This is a genomic window from Neobacillus sp. 19, assembly GCF_049463095.1.
GTDB lineage: Bacteria > Bacillota > Bacilli > Bacillales > Cytobacillaceae > Neobacillus.
In genome coordinates this window covers 49,529-66,742 of the sequence record NZ_JBMPZU010000029.1, presented here as the reverse complement: position 1 = coordinate 66,742, position 17,214 = coordinate 49,529, and the positions used below count along the sequence as shown (strand labels likewise).

Here is a 17,214-nt window from a genome sequence, read left to right as displayed (position 1 = left end):
ACTATTTTCAATCTAGTAAGCGGATACGGTTAAGCAATAAAAAATGTAACAATGGAGAGGATGACCGACGTAATCAACATCGCAATCAACGGCCGGGCCGCTTTAGTCCGCAGGTCCTTTAAGTTTACATTCAATCCGAGACCAACCATTGCAGTTGTCAAAATAAAGGTCGTAGCATTGGCAACGCCATCCATGGCAGTTTTTGAAAATGGAATGGATTTGCCAAGAACATAGCTTCCAAACAAACTCATCAAAATAAAGCCAATCAGGAACCAAGGAAATTCAATTTTCGAATCTCCAGCACTGCTTGAACTTTTTCTTTTTACCCAATACATTAAGATAAAGCATAAAGGAACAAGTAACAGCACCCGGCCCAATTTTGCCAAAAGGGCAATGGCTAATCCATCCGGACCTGCCGGAGCTCCAGCTAAAGCGACATGGGCAATTTCGTGGAGGCTGATTCCGCTCCAGATGCCATAATCTATCGCTGATAACGGGAGAAAAGGCCTTAGAATCGTATAGGTAATGGAAAAAATCGTCCCAACAAGTGCAATAATTCCTATACCGATAGCGGTATCTTCATCCTTTGCTTTGATAATTGGTGATACGGCTGCAATCGCTGCTGCCCCGCACACTCCAGTTCCGACCCCAAGGAGCAGGACAAGAGAGTTTTCAGCTTTCAGTAATTTTCCCAGCCATACGGTAAATAATATCGCAAAGGCAATCACACCAATATCACGTGCAAGCAGACCAAGTCCTTGATGAAGCACGATATCAATATTCAGTTTTAACCCGTATAAAATAATTGCAAAACGTAAAAAGCGTTTCGAAGAAAATTGAATCCCCGCTCGAATTTTTTCGGGATAACCGAAAAATTGCCGATACATGACTGCAATCACAATGGCACATGCAAGCGGGCCGACACGATCAAAGCCGGGAACTTTTGCTAATACGTAACCGATTGCCGCGATGACAACAGTAAAGGCGATTCCTCCTAACCATAACGCTAAGGAAGGTTTGGGCTGCGGCTTTTTTTGCTGCTGGCCTGCCTGTTCGTTTAATGAGATAGCTCTTGCACTCTGACTCCCCATTTCTATCACCTCAGTTAAGTTTCTATCCTCAGAATACTCCTGATACGTACATAAGGGAAATAAAGATATATAATAGGGATAATAATAAAACTATATAAATAAAATAGGCCAATGATTAGTAATGAGGGCAAAATGATGGGAGTCATACAAACTATCAAATCATTTACCTGAAAAATTTTATGTTTTGTCTAATGACAACTAGCAGGTGTATTATATAATTAAAATAACTGAATATTTCTATAAATTCTTTTATAGATTACCTTGGGTACGGAACGGCTTGCATTATGAAAGGCCGTTGCCGTTGCAGTAACTTAAATCCGCCTTTTACTCCATGAGATTTAAAACTTACATAAAACCGTTCTTCATCTCATATTAACGAGGGAGTTGTTTAGTCATGCAAAAACAAAAACTATTGATTAATGGGGAAAGACTGAAACAAGAGTTGGAAAGGTTTGCTGACTTTGGCAGGACAAAACATAATGGGGTTACAAGGTTTTCCTTATCAGATGAGGATTGCCGTGTCAGGGAGTACTTCCGGAGTTGCTGCGAAGAATTGGGGATGACGGTCAAGGTCGACGATATGGGCTGTATGTATGCAACACTAGCTGGTGCCGAGGATAAACCGCCGATTTTGATTGGCTCTCATCTGGATACGGTAAAAAAGGGCGGCCGCTTTGATGGTGTTTTGGGAGTTGTAACCGGGTTAGAAGTGGTTCGAACGATCGTTGAAAATAACCTGAAACCGCGCATTCCAATTACAATTGTAAATTTTACAAATGAAGAAGGCGCAAGGTTTGAACCTTCAATGATGGCTTCAGGTGTCCTTTCCGGCAAGTTCGATAAGGATGCCATGGTAAAAAAAGCAGATCCAGATGGTATTACCTTTGGGGAGGCACTGAAGGCGAGCGGGTACGAGGGGGAAGCCGAGAACCGGTTGAAAGAAGCGACTGCCTTTTTGGAATTGCATATTGAGCAAGGACCGATTTTAGAAAAAGAAGCCCTTACTATTGGCGTTGTGGAATGCGTTGTCGGGATGGCTTGTTATGAAATAGAAGTAACCGGGGAATCGGATCATGCCGGGACCACTCCAATGAACATGAGAAAGGACGCTCTGTTTGCGACCAATAACTTAATCAACGAAATCCGCAAACACTTAAGCGCAATGGACGAAGAATTAGTTTTCACCATTGGCAGAGTGAACGTATATCCGAGCATCCATACAGTGATTCCAAATAAGGTTGTGTTTACACTTGAAGCACGACACAAGGATATGGAAATCGTCAACGCCGTGAAGGATTTCATTCAAAGCCTGCCGCATTTAGGCGTTAACGAGGGCTGCGAGGTCAAGACGACCAAATTATGGGATCGGGATACGGTTTGGTTCGCACCGGAAATTTGTGATACGTTAGAACAATCAGCAGAGTCACTTGGTTTTTCTCATAAAAGAATGGTCTCAGGCGCCGGTCATGACGCGCAATTTATTGCCGGCTATGTCCCAACAGCGATGCTGTTTGTTCCGAGTATTAACGGAAAAAGCCATTGTGAAGAAGAACTTACGACCTGGGAAGATTGTGAAAAAGGGGTAAATGTAGTGTTAGATACAGTCTTAACATTATTATCAAAATAAGCAGCAACATGAATCAAATTCATCAAGCAGACTTTTTCGCTTTTACTTGCGGAAGAGTCTTTTTTTATTTATGAAACTATTACAATATTTTTATTGTAAAATAGATGGGAAAAGTGTAAAATTACACTAAAATATAAAGTGAAGATACATACATTTTACTGTGAAAGGGAGGATTATCATGGGAGGAAGATTTTTGCTTTTGTTATTTAATTTCGGTGTAATTCCTTTTGTGTTGTCTATCGTTGCATTTACCTTAATGACCACGGGACTGGATGATATTATGATTGCTGCACTTTTGCCTCTAATTATCGGCGGTTTTCTCGCAGGATATTTCATCAGTAAGAAGCGGGCTCAGTCTGGCAGATTGCCGGAACTTTTCACTCTCTTCCTTTTGCCGCTCGCCTTTACAGCTGTATTATGGGCCGTGTTTATGCTGATCAGCGGCGGGTTTTTCGGGGCAAATACCTGGCTTTTCTATTGCCTTCTTCACCTGGCACTGGCACCTATCTATTTTATCGCGATGTTTTCCGGTGAGGGAAGATTATTTCTATGGGCACCGCTCGCTTATGAGTTAGCATTTGTTGGAGGGGTATTGGCTGTAATGATAATGAGCAAGATGCGGCCAATTTTTAATTTAAAGCAGCAGCTGCTGGTATTGACTGTGTTTTTTCTTGCGATGGGTACCGGTGAAGCAGTTAAATGGCAGCGCAGTCAAACCGTTTTGCCATCCTATGGTTTTAAATATGGCGGCGGCTACTCTAGTACGGACTTAACGCCTTATGAAGTGACGAATCCAGATAATAAGCTGCCAAAGCTGACGGAGGCATCGACATTTACAATCAAGAACCCAAGCGAGATGCCGATTTTAGATGGGGCTGAAGCGGCCTTTCCGGTTTACTCGGCATTTGCCAATGCAGCCTATGAGGATATTGGAAAAGTGATGGGGGAGAAGGGAGAGGTAGTCAGTTTTACCAATACCATTTATGCCTATGAACGCCTATTATCCGGTGAAGTAGATATTTACTTCGGCGCCGTTCCGTCGAAAGAGCAGCTGGAAATGGCGAAGAAGGATGGGAAAGAACTTGTCATGACTCCAATTGGCAAGGAAGCCTTTGTCTTCTTTGTCAATCCTAGTAATCAAGTTAGTAGCTTAAAGGTTTCTGAGATTAAAGAGATTTACTCTGGCAAAATGAAAAATTGGTCCGAGGTTGGCGGGAAGAATAAGAAAATTATTGCTTTTCAGCGTCCAAAAAACTCCGGCAGCCAAACACTTTTGGAAAAAATTATGGGTGATACACCAATTATGAAGCCTCTAAAGGAAGATGTACCTGAAGGGATGGGCGGAATTATTGAACAGGTAGCAGATTATCGCAATTATGATAATTCAATTGGCTTTTCATTCCGTTTCTTTGCAATTGGGATGAAGGAAAATCCAGACATTAAACTGCTGGCCATTAATGGGGTGGAACCAAATCCCGAAAACATTGCGAGCGGGAAATACCCCTTCACCGCCTCCCTCTACGCAATTACCTTGAAAGGCAACCCAAAACAGACAATACAACCATTCCTAGAGTGGATGCAGGGACCACAAGGGCAAGAGATAGTTGAAAGAATTGGCTACATTAAAGCTGCTGAGTAGGGTGTCAGGCACCATTAAAGTACATTTGTCCTCCTCAGGTGGACACGATGATGCGTTATTCCAAATGAAAAAGCGAGGAGCGTTTTTGTGGCTCTTCGCTTTTTATTTTTCACTGCTTCATAGCGAGATACGCTTCCCCTCTTTTTTAAAATAATTTATTCGCTTGGGTATTTGGTTGGCACATATCTTGCATGAGAAATAGGTGTGAGGAAAATGAACTTCATTTATTTTTCAGGAGGTGCTTTTAAGTGAATAAAATCATTTCAATTGAAGAAGCTTCATCAATGTTTTCGGACGGGATGACCATTATGGCAGGTGGATTTATGGGAGTGGGTACACCACAGGCACTTGTCAATGCCATGCTTGAAGCAGAGGTTAAGGATATTACTTTGATTGCGAATGACACCGCTTTCGTCGAAACCGGCGTAGGGCCATTAATTGTAAACAAACGGGTAAAGAAAGTAATTGCCTCCCATATCGGAACGAACCCGGAAACAGGCCGGCAAATGATTGCTGGTGAAATGGAAGTGGAGCTTGTTCCCCAGGGAACACTTGCGGAACGTGTACGTGCCGGGGGGGCCGGTCTTGGTGGGGTATTGACCCCGACAGGTGTTGGAACGGTTGTTGAAGAGGGGAAAGAAAAGATTATGGTCGATGGACAGGAGTATCTGCTCGAAAAACCACTGCGTGCAGAAGTTGCCCTACTTAAGGCATTTAAAGCAGATAGAGCGGGAAATTTGATTTATCATCGATCCGCTCGGAACTTCAATCCGTTGATGGCGTTGGCTGCTGATACTGTGATTGTTCAGGTGGAGCAGCTTGTGGAAGTCGGCGAGATTGACCCGGATGAGGTTATGACCCCAGGAATCCTAGTTGATAAAATTTTTGTTCAGGGAGGATGTCAATCATGAACAGCACGCTCGTAAATCCAAAGCAATTAATCGCTGCCCGCGTAGCGAAGGAATTGAAGGACGGGGATGTAGTCAACCTGGGAATCGGCTTGCCAACGATGGTGCCGAACTTTCTGCCAGAGGACGTCAACGTGATCCTTCAATCGGAGAATGGCTATATCGGCCTCGGACCGTTGGAAGGAGAGATTGACCCCGATTTAGTCAATGCCGGCGGACAGCCTTCCAGTATTCTTCCTGGCGGTGCTTTTTTCGACAGTCTTTTCTCATTCGAATTAATCCGTGGGGGGCATGTGGACGTAACTGTTCTAGGCGGATTAGAAGTAGATGCAAAAGGAAATCTTGCCAATTGGATGGTTCCTGGAAAAATGGTTCCCGGCATGGGCGGGGCAATGGACTTGGTCACAGGGGCGAAGAAAGTTATTGTCGCGATGGAGCATATGGCCAAAAATGGATCGTCAAAAGTACTTGAACAATGCCGTTTGCCCCTTACCGGAAAAGGTGTTGTCGATTTGATTGTCACGGAATTAGCTGTTTTTTGCGTAACTGACGAAGGTTTGGTTCTAGAAGAACTTCAAGAGGGTGCTGATTTAGCGACGGTAAGGGAAAAAACAGAGGCAGCGTTTATTGTTAGTCCCAGATTAAAAATACAGGAGGAATCGATTCATGCGTGATGTTGTAATTGTAAGCGCTGTTCGGACAGCCATTGGCAGTTTTATGGGGACTTTAAGTAATACCCCTGCCGTAGAGTTAGGTGCACTGGTAATCAAGGAAGCGTTAAACCGTGCGGGCATAAAAGGCGACCAAGTGGATGAAGTGATAATGGGAAATGTTCTTCAAGCCGGCCTTGGCCAAGGCCCTGCCCGCCAAGCTGCTATGAAAGCAGGCTTGCCCATAGAGGTTTCTTCGATGGCCATCAATAAACTCTGCGGCTCTGGATTAAAGGCCGTGCATCTCGCCACTCAGGCGATTCAAACCGGGGAGGCTGAAATTGTTGTCGCCGGCGGAATGGAAAATATGAGTCTAGCACCTTACCTATTGACGGATGGCCGGACTGGATACAGGATGGGCGATGGGAAAATCATCGACAGTATGATACAGGATGGTTTGCAATGTGCCTTGAATTCCTGCCATATGGGGGTGACAGCAGAAAATATCGCGGAGCAGTATGGCTTAAGCCGAGAAGAACAGGATGCGTTTTCTGCTTGGAGCCAGCAAAAGGCAGAAGCAGCAATCAACGAAGGGAAGTTCAAGGATGAGATCGTTCCCGTCGTGATTCCACAGCGAAAGGGCGAGCCTATCGTTTTTGAAACAGATGAATTTCCACGTGCCGGGGTAACAGCCGAAAAGCTTGCAAAACTAAAGCCTGCTTTTAAAAAGGAAGGAACCGTTACAGCTGGAAATGCCTCTGGTATAAATGATGGGGCGGCCGCGCTAGTCCTAATGAGCAGGGAAAAGGCAAGCGAACTAGGCATTAAACCAATGGCGGTAATCCGCGGCAATGGCACGGCTGGAGTGGACCCGAAAATAATGGGCATTGGGCCCGTGCCTGCTACTAAAAAGGCTTTGGAAAAGGCAGGACTGACAATGGAGGAGATAGACTTAGTCGAAGCAAACGAAGCCTTTGCCGCGCAGTCGCTGGCAGTCGAACGTGAACTGCAAATTGCAAATGAAAAGCTAAATGTCAATGGCGGTGCCATTGCCTTAGGTCACCCGATTGGTGCCAGTGGTGCACGGGTACTTGTCACCTTACTGCACGAGATGAAACGCCGGGATGCACGTTTCGGGCTGGCAGCACTTTGCATCGGTGGCGGTCAAGGGATTGCGACCATTGTGGAAATGGAATAATTGTGGGGTTCCTAACCACAGCCGGGGTCATGCGTGCAAGAAAGCGATTCCGAAAAGGCGGAAAATTCCGTTTTTTCGGAATTACACCTTGGTTATTTTCCGGAAAAGCGGAATTTCATTTCAAAATAACAGGTAGGTTTTTTTAATTTAATTATGTTTATAAACTTAGAAATATGTATTTTAATTGAATAATAGAGGCAATACTTTTATTTTTCAGAAAAGGTGATAAAGTTGGCATGAAAATTGCAACTAAAATTATGTAAGTTTCAATTTGTAAACGCTTACCCATTAACAGCTATGTGAAGCTTACAAAAAACAAAAAAGGGGGATTTGCATGCAATTATTTATTATTCTTTTGTCACTTGGACTGCTGATGTTTGTTGCCTACCGGGGTTTTTCAGTTATCTTATTTGCGCCACTCTGTGCACTTTTGGCGGTACTGCTTGTTGACCCAAGCCATGTTTTACCGTTCTTCTCAGGTGTGTTCATGGAAAAAATGGTTGGGTTTATTAAATCCTACTTCCCAGTCTTCTTATTAGGCGCCATTTTTGGGAAGGTCGTGGAAATGTCGGGGATTGCTGAGTCCATTGCCAAGACCATTGTCCGCATGCTTGGTGCAAAACGCGCCATGCTGACGATTGTGTTATTGGGGGCTATTTTAACCTACAGCGGTGTAAGTCTATTCGTAGCTGTTTTTGCCATTTATCCATTTGCTGCACAAATGTTCAAACAAGCTGATATTCCGAAGCGGCTCATCCCAGGGACCATAGCACTTGGTGCCTTTACCTTTACGATGGATGCTTTACCGGGAACGCCGCAAATTCAAAACGTCATTCCAATAGCCTTCTTTAAAACGAATATTTATGCCGCGCCAACACTTGGCATCATCGGGGCTATTTTTGTCTTAGGTCTTGGACTGCTATATCTGGAGATGAGAAGGAAAAAGGCGGAAAAAGCAGGAGAAGGGTACTATGGCTTCAATAAAGAGACTGCTGCAGCCGTAGAGTTGGCAGTATCAAAGGAAAAGGATGAATCTGCCCCTGATTTAACTTCTAGTCAATCTGTTTTCAAACAAATAATGGCATTTGTCCCGCTGATTCTCGTAGGGGTGACAAATAAACTATTCATTACCTACATACCAAAATGGTATCCGAATGGCTTTGATTTTTCAGCGATCGGTTTAAAAGCCTATTCAGTAGATGTAGCGGCGGTTGCAGCGATTTGGGCGATAGAAATGGCGCTAGTCGTCGGGATTGTCTCGTCACTTGCTTACAATTGGAAGCGCGTTACCGTGAATTTTAAAGAAGGTCTAAATCTAAGTATTGCCGGTGCCTTGCTTGCCACCATGAATACAGGGGCCGAATACGGGTTTGGCGGGATTATTTCCTCACTTCCAGGCTTTGCGAAAATTAGTGATGGTATCTCGAATACCTTTACGAATCCGCTTGTCAATGGTGCTGTAACAACTAGTTCCCTTGCCGGTATTACCGGGTCTGCCTCCGGTGGAATGGGGATTGCGTTAGGGGCGATGGCTGATAAATACAATCAGGCGATAGCGGCAGCTAATATTCCGCCAGAAGTCATGCACCGTGTTGTCGCGATGGCATCGGGTGGAATGGATACACTTCCGCATAACGGGGCCGTTATTACCTTGCTTGCTGTTACAGGATTAACTCACAAGCAATCGTACCGCGATATTTTCGCTATTACCATCATTAAAACAATAGCTGTTTTCTTCGTCATCGCGCTTTATTCTATCTTTGGAATTATTTAAAAGTCCGTTAGTCATTTAAGGAGGATCTTGTATGAAAAAGTCATTAGAAGGAAAAAAAGCATTTATTACAGGTTCTGCAAGTGGGATTGGATTGGAAATCGCAAAAACTTTTGCACAGGAAGGCGCGAAAGTGGTGATTTCAGATGTACATGCCGAAAAAAGTAAACAGGTAGCGGCTGCATTAAAAGAGCAGGGGTTTGAAGCATTGTCAGCTCCATGTGATGTTACGAATGAAGAAGCTTTCAAAAAAAGCCTTCAGTCAGCATACGAAACATTTGGAAGCCTAGATATTTTAGTGAATAATGCCGGAATGCAATACGTTTCGCCAATTGAGGAATTTCCTACTGAAAAATTCGAGCTGCTCTTAAAAATCATGCTTACTGCTCCGTTTATCGGGATAAAGCATGTATTCCCTATAATGAAAAAGCAAGGATTCGGTCGAGTTATTAATATGGCCTCCATTAATGGGGTCATCGGGTTTGCAGGGAAGGCTGCCTATAATAGTGCAAAGCACGGTGTAATTGGTTTGACGAAGGTTGCCGCATTAGAAGGTGCTGCACATGGAATTACCGTGAATGCCCTATGCCCTGGCTATGTTGATACGCCGCTCGTACGAAATCAGCTGGGAGATTTGGCTAGAACAAGAAATGTTAGCTTAGACAGTGTAATTGAAGAGGTTCTATTCCCGCTCGTGCCGCAAAGAAGGCTTTTATCCGTAACGGAAATTGCAGACTATGCTGTCTTTTTGGCTAGTGATAAAGGCAGAGGAGTTACTGGTCAGGCGGTTATTTTGGATGGCGGATACACTGCTCAATAATAGAGTTCTAGAATCCTATTCGATTACAGGGAATAGGATTCTTTTTATCGGGGTAACAGCCAATTTACTTTTTGTTATAATGAACTTATCAAATCTAGCAAGGGCGTGAAAAGATGCACCGAGGAATGGAAGCGATTCCACTTAATTGGCACGAGCAAATCATTAATCTTCTGGGAGAACGAATTGTTGTGGTCGATCGTGACGGTATTATTCTCTATATAAATGAGGCTTATTGTGAGTTTTTAGGAACGACCGTTGTGGATGCCATCAACCGCCCCGTACAAGATGTGATTGAAAATACGCGTATGCACATCGTCGCTAAGACAGGCCAAAAAGAGCTGGCTGCTGTTCATCCGATAAACGGAAGTGAGATGGTTGCAAACCGCTTTCCGCTGATTGTAGATGGTGAAATAGTAGGCGCCTTAGGAACAGTGATGTTTCGTAATCCTGAGGAATGGCGGATGTATAAAACAAAGATTCAGAATCTGGCGGAAGAACTGAAATATTATAAAACAAAAGTGGAAAAAGAGTTAAAAAGTAAATACCATTTTCACGATTTAATTGGAAATAGTGCATCATTTCTCGCTGCAAAAAAACTGGCTGAACGTATCTCTGCAAGCAATTCTTCTGTGTTATTAACGGGTGAGTCAGGTACTGGGAAGGAATTATTTGCCCATGCCATTCACAACGATAGCGGTCGGTCCACTCTTCCATTTGTTGCCATCAACTGCGCATCGATTCCAGAGCATTTACTAGAATCAGAATTATTCGGCTATGATGAAGGGGCTTTTACCGGTGCGAAACGGGGCGGAAAAAAGGGGCAGTTTGAAGTTGCAAATAATGGAACTTTGTTTCTAGACGAAATCGGTGATATGCCGCTATCGATGCAAAGTAAGCTTTTGCGAGTTTTACAAGAAAAAGAAGTGCAGCGGGTAGGCGGACAAAAATCTATTCCTATTGATGTCCGAATCATTGCTGCTACCCATCGCGATTTAGAAAAAATGGTGGAAGAAGGGAAGTTTCGTCAGGATTTATATTACCGGTTAAATGTAATCAAAATCGAGATACCTCCACTAAGAAAGCGAAAAGCGGACATTCCATTAATTTCTATGACACTATTGAAAAAGATGGAAGGTAAATTTTTTCGAAGAAGAATTGAACTTTCTACGGAGGTAGAACAAAGGCTGATGCAGCATACATGGCCGGGAAACATTCGTGAACTTGAAAATGTGCTTGAGCGGGCGATCAATGTGTTAGACGGTAAAATGATTGACATATACCACCTGCCGCTATATTTACGTGACCAAGAGTTGGTGGCCAGCCAAATGAACGAAACAAATACGGTTATGAAGGATCCTTTAGTAAATAAGCAACTACCGATCCCTTCATTAAAGGATACGCTTGCCAAAGTTGAAAAGGAAGCGATTCTCCAAGCACTGGCCGTGACAAATGGAAATAAGCAGGATGCCGCCAAGCTGCTGGAAATAGGAAAAACCAGTTTTTATGAAAAATGCAAATTGCATGATATTAAATAGGAATGAGGCTTGGTTTCAAACTAATAAATTTTCCTGCCTATATGGATGGAAATTCCAATAAAAATTATATCTACCATATGGAAATAGTACAAACTGTAGTTTAAGATAAGAGAGAATAGATAAATTCGACATAGTATGGGTGGGAGTCAGTTGGTTCTTTTAGACTACATTATTAATCTCTCAATATTTTCACTATTAGTAAGTACGCCGTTAATCATTCGTTCATTCATTAATCTTAAACCGCTGAAGCAGGTTGATTTTTGGGTCGGATTGTATGGTGGAATTGTTTCGGTTATCCTCGTAGCGCTATCTTTTCAACAAAATGGGTACTCCTATGACATTCGCTACGCCCCAGTCATTCTGGTTTTTGCCTATTTTGGACCCGCGCCAGGCTTTATTACCGGGATATTTGCTTTGACCTCCAGACTGTTTTCAAGTGGTCATTGGACTCCGGCAATTATTGGATGGACCATCATTATGATTGTTTTTTCTCTCATCCATTTGTATACAAAGCGTCTTACCCCAGTGAAAAAAAGTGTTATTCTATATGGAGCGTATCTATTCATCTATATAATCATTATACCCATCATATTTAACGTATTTAGAGATGAACCTTTCTTCCATATTCAATATCTATTATTCGTGATGTTAGGTGTCATCATTGGGGTATTACTTATTGAGTCATATTTAAAGCTGTATCGCTTAAATAATCGATTATCGGAAATGTACAAAATGGTGGAGGCAAGTGAATCAAAGTACCGCCTTATCGCAGAGAATACGTCTGACCTCATCATGGTGATGAATAAAGAGCAGTCGATCAGTTATTTCTCTCCTTCGCACGAGCATGTGTTAGGATTCCAATGCTGTGAACTGGAAAGGATTGAATTATGCAAGTTTATTCATCCGGACGATGTGACGAAGTTTCAAATGGCAATCTTGAAGATGTTTGAACAGAAAGAGTCCCAATCATTGGAGTTTCGTTTGAAGCATAAGGAAGACCGCTGGATTGAAGTGGAGTCCCGCTGTATGCCTGTTAAAGGCGAAAAAGAAGCGATAGAGAATATCGTCCTGATCAGCCGTGATATCTCCGAACGGAAAAAATCCGAAGAAATTCTTTTGCAATCTGAAAAGCTCTCGATTGTCGGAGAATTAGCTGCCGGAGTAGCCCATGAAATTCGCAATCCTCTTACCACCATTAAAGGCTTTGTTCAGTTATATAAAGCGGAAAATAGTTCGATTGAATATAATGACCTGCTTTTAAGTGAATTAGAAAGGATTGAAAGTATTACTAGCGGACTTCTCACATTGGGGAAACCACAAGCCGTGCAGCTCAACGTAATTGATGTAAGAGACTTAATTGAAAATACACTTGAATTATTATCACCCCAGGCACTTTTGAACAATATTCAATTTAACTTACAGTTTGAGGAATCACCGTTTATGATTACAGGGGAAAAGAATCAATTAAAGCAGGTGTTCTTAAATATTTTCAAGAACGCGATAGAGGCAATGCCGCAGGGCGGAGACATTCAGGTTAACCTTCGAAAGGGGCTGACAGATGAGTGCATTATTTCTGTTCAAGATCAAGGCTGCGGCATCCCCGAGGAATTACTGCCTCGCTTAGGTGAGCCTTTCTATAGTTTAAAAGAAAAAGGAACAGGACTCGGCATCATGATCTGCCACAAAATCCTAAAACAGCACCACGGCAGCATAGTCTATAAAAGCAAATTAAAAGAAGGAACCATAGTCGAAATAAAACTGCCATTGGCAAGTTGAGAATAATAGTAAGGGTGTCAGGCACCACCCGTGGACAATGTCCACGAATGGTGCCTGACACCCTTTATACTATGTGCGAACTGCAAATGGTGCCTGACACCCTATGATTTGGTTTTGAGTTTGGAGGTGATCCGCAGTCCGTATTCGATTACTTTTTCGGTTAATAGGTTTTGTTTTTCTTCTGTTACATTGTAATTGACATAACCGATGCTTAGTGCGCCGATGAGTTCGTTCATTTGATTAAAGAGCGGGGCCGCGACGGCAGAGGTGCCCGGTGTTCTCTCACCGTGACTCTCTCCAAATCCTTGTTTTCGAACCTTTCTTAATAATTGCAAGAAATCCTCTTTATCCTCCACTGGCACCAATGAATCAACAATTAGGGCTGCCTCCTTCATCGGCATATTTGCGAGCATCACTTTATTTGCCGCCCCAATATGCAAAGGAATTCGGATCCCAAGTTGGTCATAGATACGGATAGGGTTATGCGGACAATCGATTCTTTCGACGACCAGCGATTCTAACCCAGTTGGTTTACTAAAGTAAACACTTTCCTCCACTTCACGCATTAACTGCTCCATTTCGGGACGTATCAGCCCTACAAAATCAAAGGTATCATACATTTGCAATCCGTATTCCAGCCATGTGTTCCCCATTGAATAGAGTTTCAGCTCGGGATCCTGTTGGATTAACCCATGTGATTTCATCGATTGCAAAAGCCGGTGCATCGTACTAACCGGTAAGTCACATTCCTTCGACAAATCGGTAATCGAGTACCATTTTTTCGTTTCATTTCTAGCAAGAACTTTGATTACTTGCATAGCCCTATCAATTGTCTGCACAGTATCATCCCCATAAAATTTATCTCTTTCAATAGAAAGTTATTAATTTGATTTATCTGTTATCAGTAAATTCGAAATATATTGACATGCGTTTCTTGCTCCTATAATATCATATTATAAGTTTTCCTGTCAGGGGAAATGCATTCCATTATACGGAAAAGGGAGGAAAAAAACTTGGTATCGTCGATGTACAAAAAACTAAATACTGTAATCGTTAAACACCCAAAGGATGCCTTTCAGAGTCAAGAGCATCTGCGAAATGAATGGAAGAAATTCAACTATATAAATGAACCTAATTTTATGAAGGCACAGAATGAATATGAACAGTTTCTTTCGATTATGAAGGAACATGTGGGCCAAATTGAGTTTTTACCAGTATCCGAACGGGTCGGCTTGGATTCTCTTTATGCCCACGACCCTGTTAAGTTCACGAAAAAGGGCGCGATTATATTAAAATCAGGAAAAAAACTGCGTCAGCCGGAAGCAGAAGTGTATAAGGAATTTTTACAAGAAAAGGAGATTCCAATATTAGGTGAATTGTCTGGTGATGCGGTAGCCGACGGTGGGGATCTTGTTTGGCTGGATGATCGTACATTATTAATTGGGCGCGGTTATCGAACAAATGACGAGGCAATCCGCCAAATCAAGGAGATGACAAAGGATTTAGTCGACGAATGTATAGTTGTTCAGCTGCCGCATGACCAAGGGGAAGAAGAGTGTCTGCATCTGATGTCTTTTATCAGTATTGTAGATGAAAACTTGGCAGTTGTTTATTCGCGACTCATGCCTGTCTTTCTAAGGCAAATGCTAATTGAGCGCGGTTTTCAACTGATTGAAGTACCAGATAATGAATACGGCCGGCTTGGCTGCAACGTACTTGCTTTAGCACCAAGAGTTTGTGTTATGGCTTATGGAAGCCCTTACACAAAGGAACAGTTAATCGAAGCAGGAGCAACTGTCTATGAATATGAAGGAAATGAAATCTCTTATTTAGGAACAGGAGGACCAACATGCTTAACATGTCCAGTAAGTCGCGGGTAGAACAAATGAAGGGAGGAGCCAACATGTTTAAAAACACGATTGTCAAAACACCTGGGGAAAGTTATGTCAACGGATTAACGACTTCCGATTTAGGGATTCCTAATTTGGAAAAAGCATTAGAACAGCATGCTGCATATATTGATGCATTGAAGACATGCGGGGTAGATGTGACCATCCTGCCTAGCAATAACGAATATCCGGACTCGACATTCGTTGAGGATACCGCTGTGCTGACACCGGGCTTTGCGGTTATTAGCAATCCAGGCGCTCTTACCCGTAATGGAGAGATTCAAGAAATGGAACCTGCAGTCAAGTCATTCTATGAAAATATTTACTATATAAAAGCTCCCGGAACGCTGGATGGCGGCGATATTTTACAAATAGAGGATCATTTTTATATTGGAATATCTGCAAGGACAAACCAGCAGGGAGCTGAGCAATTAAAACAAATTTTAGAATTAGAAAACTATAAAGCTACTATTGTTCATTTAGATAAGTTCTTTCATTTAAAAACTGGAATTGCCTATTTAGGAAACCAAACGATTGTTGTGGCCGGGGAGTTTATCGACCATCCGGATTTCAATTCTTATTCAAAAATTATTGTCCCTCCTGAGGAAGAGTATGCGGCAAATTGTATTCGCGTGAATGATTATGTCATCATTCCGGCGGGATACCCGGTTACAAAACAACAAATTAACGATGCTGGCTATCAAACCATTGAGCTTGAAATGTCGGAATTTCGAAAATTAGATGGTGGATTAAGCTGCTTGTCATTACGGTTTTAGGAACAATCTGCACAGCACAATACGAGGGGTGTGAGAAGGATGGTCGGACAAGAGGGTCAGGAAAATCAATTGAATCGGTCCATGAAACGGCGGCACTTATTTATGCTTTCGTTAGGGGGAGTTATTGGAACGGGGCTGTTTCTAAACGCAGGTTATACGATTAATCAGGCGGGAGCAGGAGGAGCTTTAATAGGGTATTTATTTGGCGGGATCATTTTATACCTTGTCATGGTGTGCTTGGGGGAGCTTGCGGTTCATATGCCTGTTACTGGCTCTTTTCAAACGTACGCTAGTAAATTTATCAGTCCATCGGCGGGATTTTCGTTAGGGTGGATGTATTTTATTGGATCGGCCACAACGGCAGGGGTTGAGTTTACCGCTGCCGGTATCTTGATGAAACGCTGGTTTCCGGATATCTCTGTCTGGATTTGGTGTGCTATTTTTATTGCATTGTTATTTGTCCTTAATGCCTTGACGACAAGAGGCTTTGCAGAAGCCGAGTATTGGTTTGCCGGCATTAAAGTAGTGGCAGTTATTTTCTTTATTATTATTGGGGCCGGGGCTATTTTTGGTGTGATTCCGTTAGAAAACAGACCCGCGCCATTTTTAGAGAATTTAGCACCCACTGGTTTATTTCCAGCAGGGATTGCGATTCTGTTTGTTACAATGATGAATGTTATCTTTTCCTACCAAGGGTCGGAGCTAATCGGGATTGCGGCTGGAGAAAGTGAGGAGCCTCAGAAAAATATCCCTCGTGCCATTCGAAATGTTCTTATTAGAATTATCGTCTTTTATCTTGCATCGATTATTATCTTATCTGCCATATTTCCTACCAAGGAACTCGGTTTATTAGAAAGCCCATTTGTGACATTGATGGATTTAGCGGGGATTCCTTTCGCACCGGATATTATGAATTTTGTCATCCTGACGGCGATTTTATCAGTAGGAAACTCGTGTATTTATGCATCAACACGTCTGCTTTGGGCGATGGCGCATGATGGGATGGCACCGAAGCTGTTTGGAAAATTGTCCAAACGCAAGGTTCCCTTTACAGCCCTTGTGTTTACAATGATTTTCTCTCTATTATCTTTACTGACAAGCGTTGTAGCAGCTGATACAGTGTTTGTTCTATTAATGTCTATCGCAGGGATTTCGGTTACGATTTCTTGGATCGGTATTGCCCTCTCGCAATTGATGTTCCGTCGTAAATACCTAAAGGCCGGCGGGAAATTAGAGGACTTACAGTACAAAGTTCCTTTTTATCCATTAATCCCGCTCATTTGTATCATTTTCTGTGTCTCAATCCTAATATTCCTGGCATTCGACCCAACCCAATTAGTTGGCCTCCTAGTCGGCATAGGATTCCTACTCACCTGCTACCTATTCTATTACATTAAAAACAAAAAAAGCGGGCAGACCAGCCCAGAAATAGAAACGGAAACGAACTCGGGAACGAACTCGGAAACGAAAACACTATAGAGAGTTACTAAAGGGTGTCAGGCACCATTCGTGGACAGTGTCCACCCTAGATGGA

General features: G+C 42.7%; 14 protein-coding genes. 12 read left to right on the top strand and 2 right to left on the bottom strand.

Going from position 1 to position 17,214, the window contains the following annotated elements; translation table 11 throughout:
* Window positions 1-29 precede the first annotated feature (29 nt).
* On the bottom strand, window positions 30-1,091 hold the full coding sequence (locus ACO1D1_RS06935; protein WP_149868507.1) for a YeiH family protein: 1,062 nt from the start codon (window positions 1,089-1,091) through the stop codon (window positions 30-32).
* Between the two features lie 394 nt (window positions 1,092-1,485).
* On the opposite strand from ACO1D1_RS06935, the gene ACO1D1_RS06930 reads away from it, so the two are divergent.
* The 9 genes from ACO1D1_RS06930 to ACO1D1_RS06890 all read left to right on the top strand — a co-directional run bounded on the left by ACO1D1_RS06930 (window position 1,486) and on the right by ACO1D1_RS06890 (window position 13,015).
* Complete coding sequence (locus ACO1D1_RS06930) at window positions 1,486-2,718, top strand: Zn-dependent hydrolase (protein WP_423335383.1); 1,233 nt, start codon at window positions 1,486-1,488, stop codon at window positions 2,716-2,718.
* A 178-nt stretch (window positions 2,719-2,896) separates the two neighbouring features.
* A complete protein-coding gene (locus ACO1D1_RS06925; protein WP_423335382.1) occupies window positions 2,897-4,357 on the top strand; it encodes a substrate-binding domain-containing protein in 1,461 nt (486 codons plus the stop codon).
* A gap of 248 nt (window positions 4,358-4,605) precedes the next feature.
* The gene (gene atoD, locus ACO1D1_RS06920) at window positions 4,606-5,268 is read left to right on the top strand and encodes an acetate CoA-transferase subunit alpha (protein WP_149868510.1); all 663 of its coding nucleotides are present in this window, start codon (window positions 4,606-4,608) and stop codon (window positions 5,266-5,268) included.
* A complete protein-coding gene (locus ACO1D1_RS06915) occupies window positions 5,265-5,939 on the top strand; it encodes a 3-oxoacid CoA-transferase subunit B (protein ID WP_423335381.1) in 675 nt (224 codons plus the stop codon). Before atoD ends, ACO1D1_RS06915 begins: the two co-directional genes overlap by 4 nt.
* Complete coding sequence (locus ACO1D1_RS06910; RefSeq protein ID WP_423335380.1) at window positions 5,932-7,113, top strand: acetyl-CoA C-acetyltransferase; 1,182 nt, start codon at window positions 5,932-5,934, stop codon at window positions 7,111-7,113. Before ACO1D1_RS06915 ends, ACO1D1_RS06910 begins: the two co-directional genes overlap by 8 nt.
* A 334-nt stretch (window positions 7,114-7,447) precedes the next feature.
* Window positions 7,448-8,887 (top strand): GntP family permease, encoded by a 1,440-nt coding sequence (locus tag ACO1D1_RS06905; protein WP_423335379.1) that lies wholly within the window; start codon window positions 7,448-7,450, stop codon window positions 8,885-8,887.
* A gap of 31 nt (window positions 8,888-8,918) precedes the next feature.
* Window positions 8,919-9,704, top strand: a complete 786-nt coding sequence (locus ACO1D1_RS06900) for a 3-hydroxybutyrate dehydrogenase (RefSeq protein ID WP_423335378.1) — start codon at window positions 8,919-8,921, stop codon at window positions 9,702-9,704.
* A 113-nt stretch (window positions 9,705-9,817) separates the two neighbouring features.
* Window positions 9,818-11,239: a sigma-54 interaction domain-containing protein gene (locus tag ACO1D1_RS06895; protein ID WP_423335377.1), complete on the top strand. Its 1,422-nt coding sequence runs from the start codon at window positions 9,818-9,820 to the stop codon at window positions 11,237-11,239.
* A 150-nt stretch (window positions 11,240-11,389) separates the two neighbouring features.
* Complete coding sequence (locus ACO1D1_RS06890) at window positions 11,390-13,015, top strand: ATP-binding protein (protein ID WP_423335376.1); 1,626 nt, start codon at window positions 11,390-11,392, stop codon at window positions 13,013-13,015.
* A gap of 101 nt (window positions 13,016-13,116) precedes the next feature.
* Here ACO1D1_RS06890 and ACO1D1_RS06885 read toward each other — a convergent pair whose 3' ends face one another.
* Window positions 13,117-13,854, bottom strand: a complete 738-nt coding sequence (locus tag ACO1D1_RS06885; protein ID WP_149868517.1) for an IclR family transcriptional regulator — start codon at window positions 13,852-13,854, stop codon at window positions 13,117-13,119.
* Window positions 13,855-14,040: 186 nt separating this feature from the next.
* Here ACO1D1_RS06885 and ACO1D1_RS06880 point away from each other — a divergent pair, with 186 nt between their 5' ends.
* From ACO1D1_RS06880 to ACO1D1_RS06870, 3 genes are read left to right on the top strand one after another with little or no spacing between them, the layout of a single operon-like run.
* Window positions 14,041-14,895: a dimethylarginine dimethylaminohydrolase family protein gene (locus ACO1D1_RS06880; RefSeq protein WP_423335448.1), complete on the top strand. Its 855-nt coding sequence runs from the start codon at window positions 14,041-14,043 to the stop codon at window positions 14,893-14,895.
* Between the two features lie 23 nt (window positions 14,896-14,918).
* A complete protein-coding gene (locus tag ACO1D1_RS06875) occupies window positions 14,919-15,680 on the top strand; it encodes a dimethylarginine dimethylaminohydrolase family protein (RefSeq protein ID WP_149868519.1) in 762 nt (253 codons plus the stop codon).
* A 39-nt stretch (window positions 15,681-15,719) separates the two neighbouring features.
* Complete coding sequence (locus ACO1D1_RS06870; protein ID WP_149868520.1) at window positions 15,720-17,159, top strand: amino acid permease; 1,440 nt, start codon at window positions 15,720-15,722, stop codon at window positions 17,157-17,159.
* The last annotated feature ends 55 nt before the right edge of the window (window positions 17,160-17,214 follow it).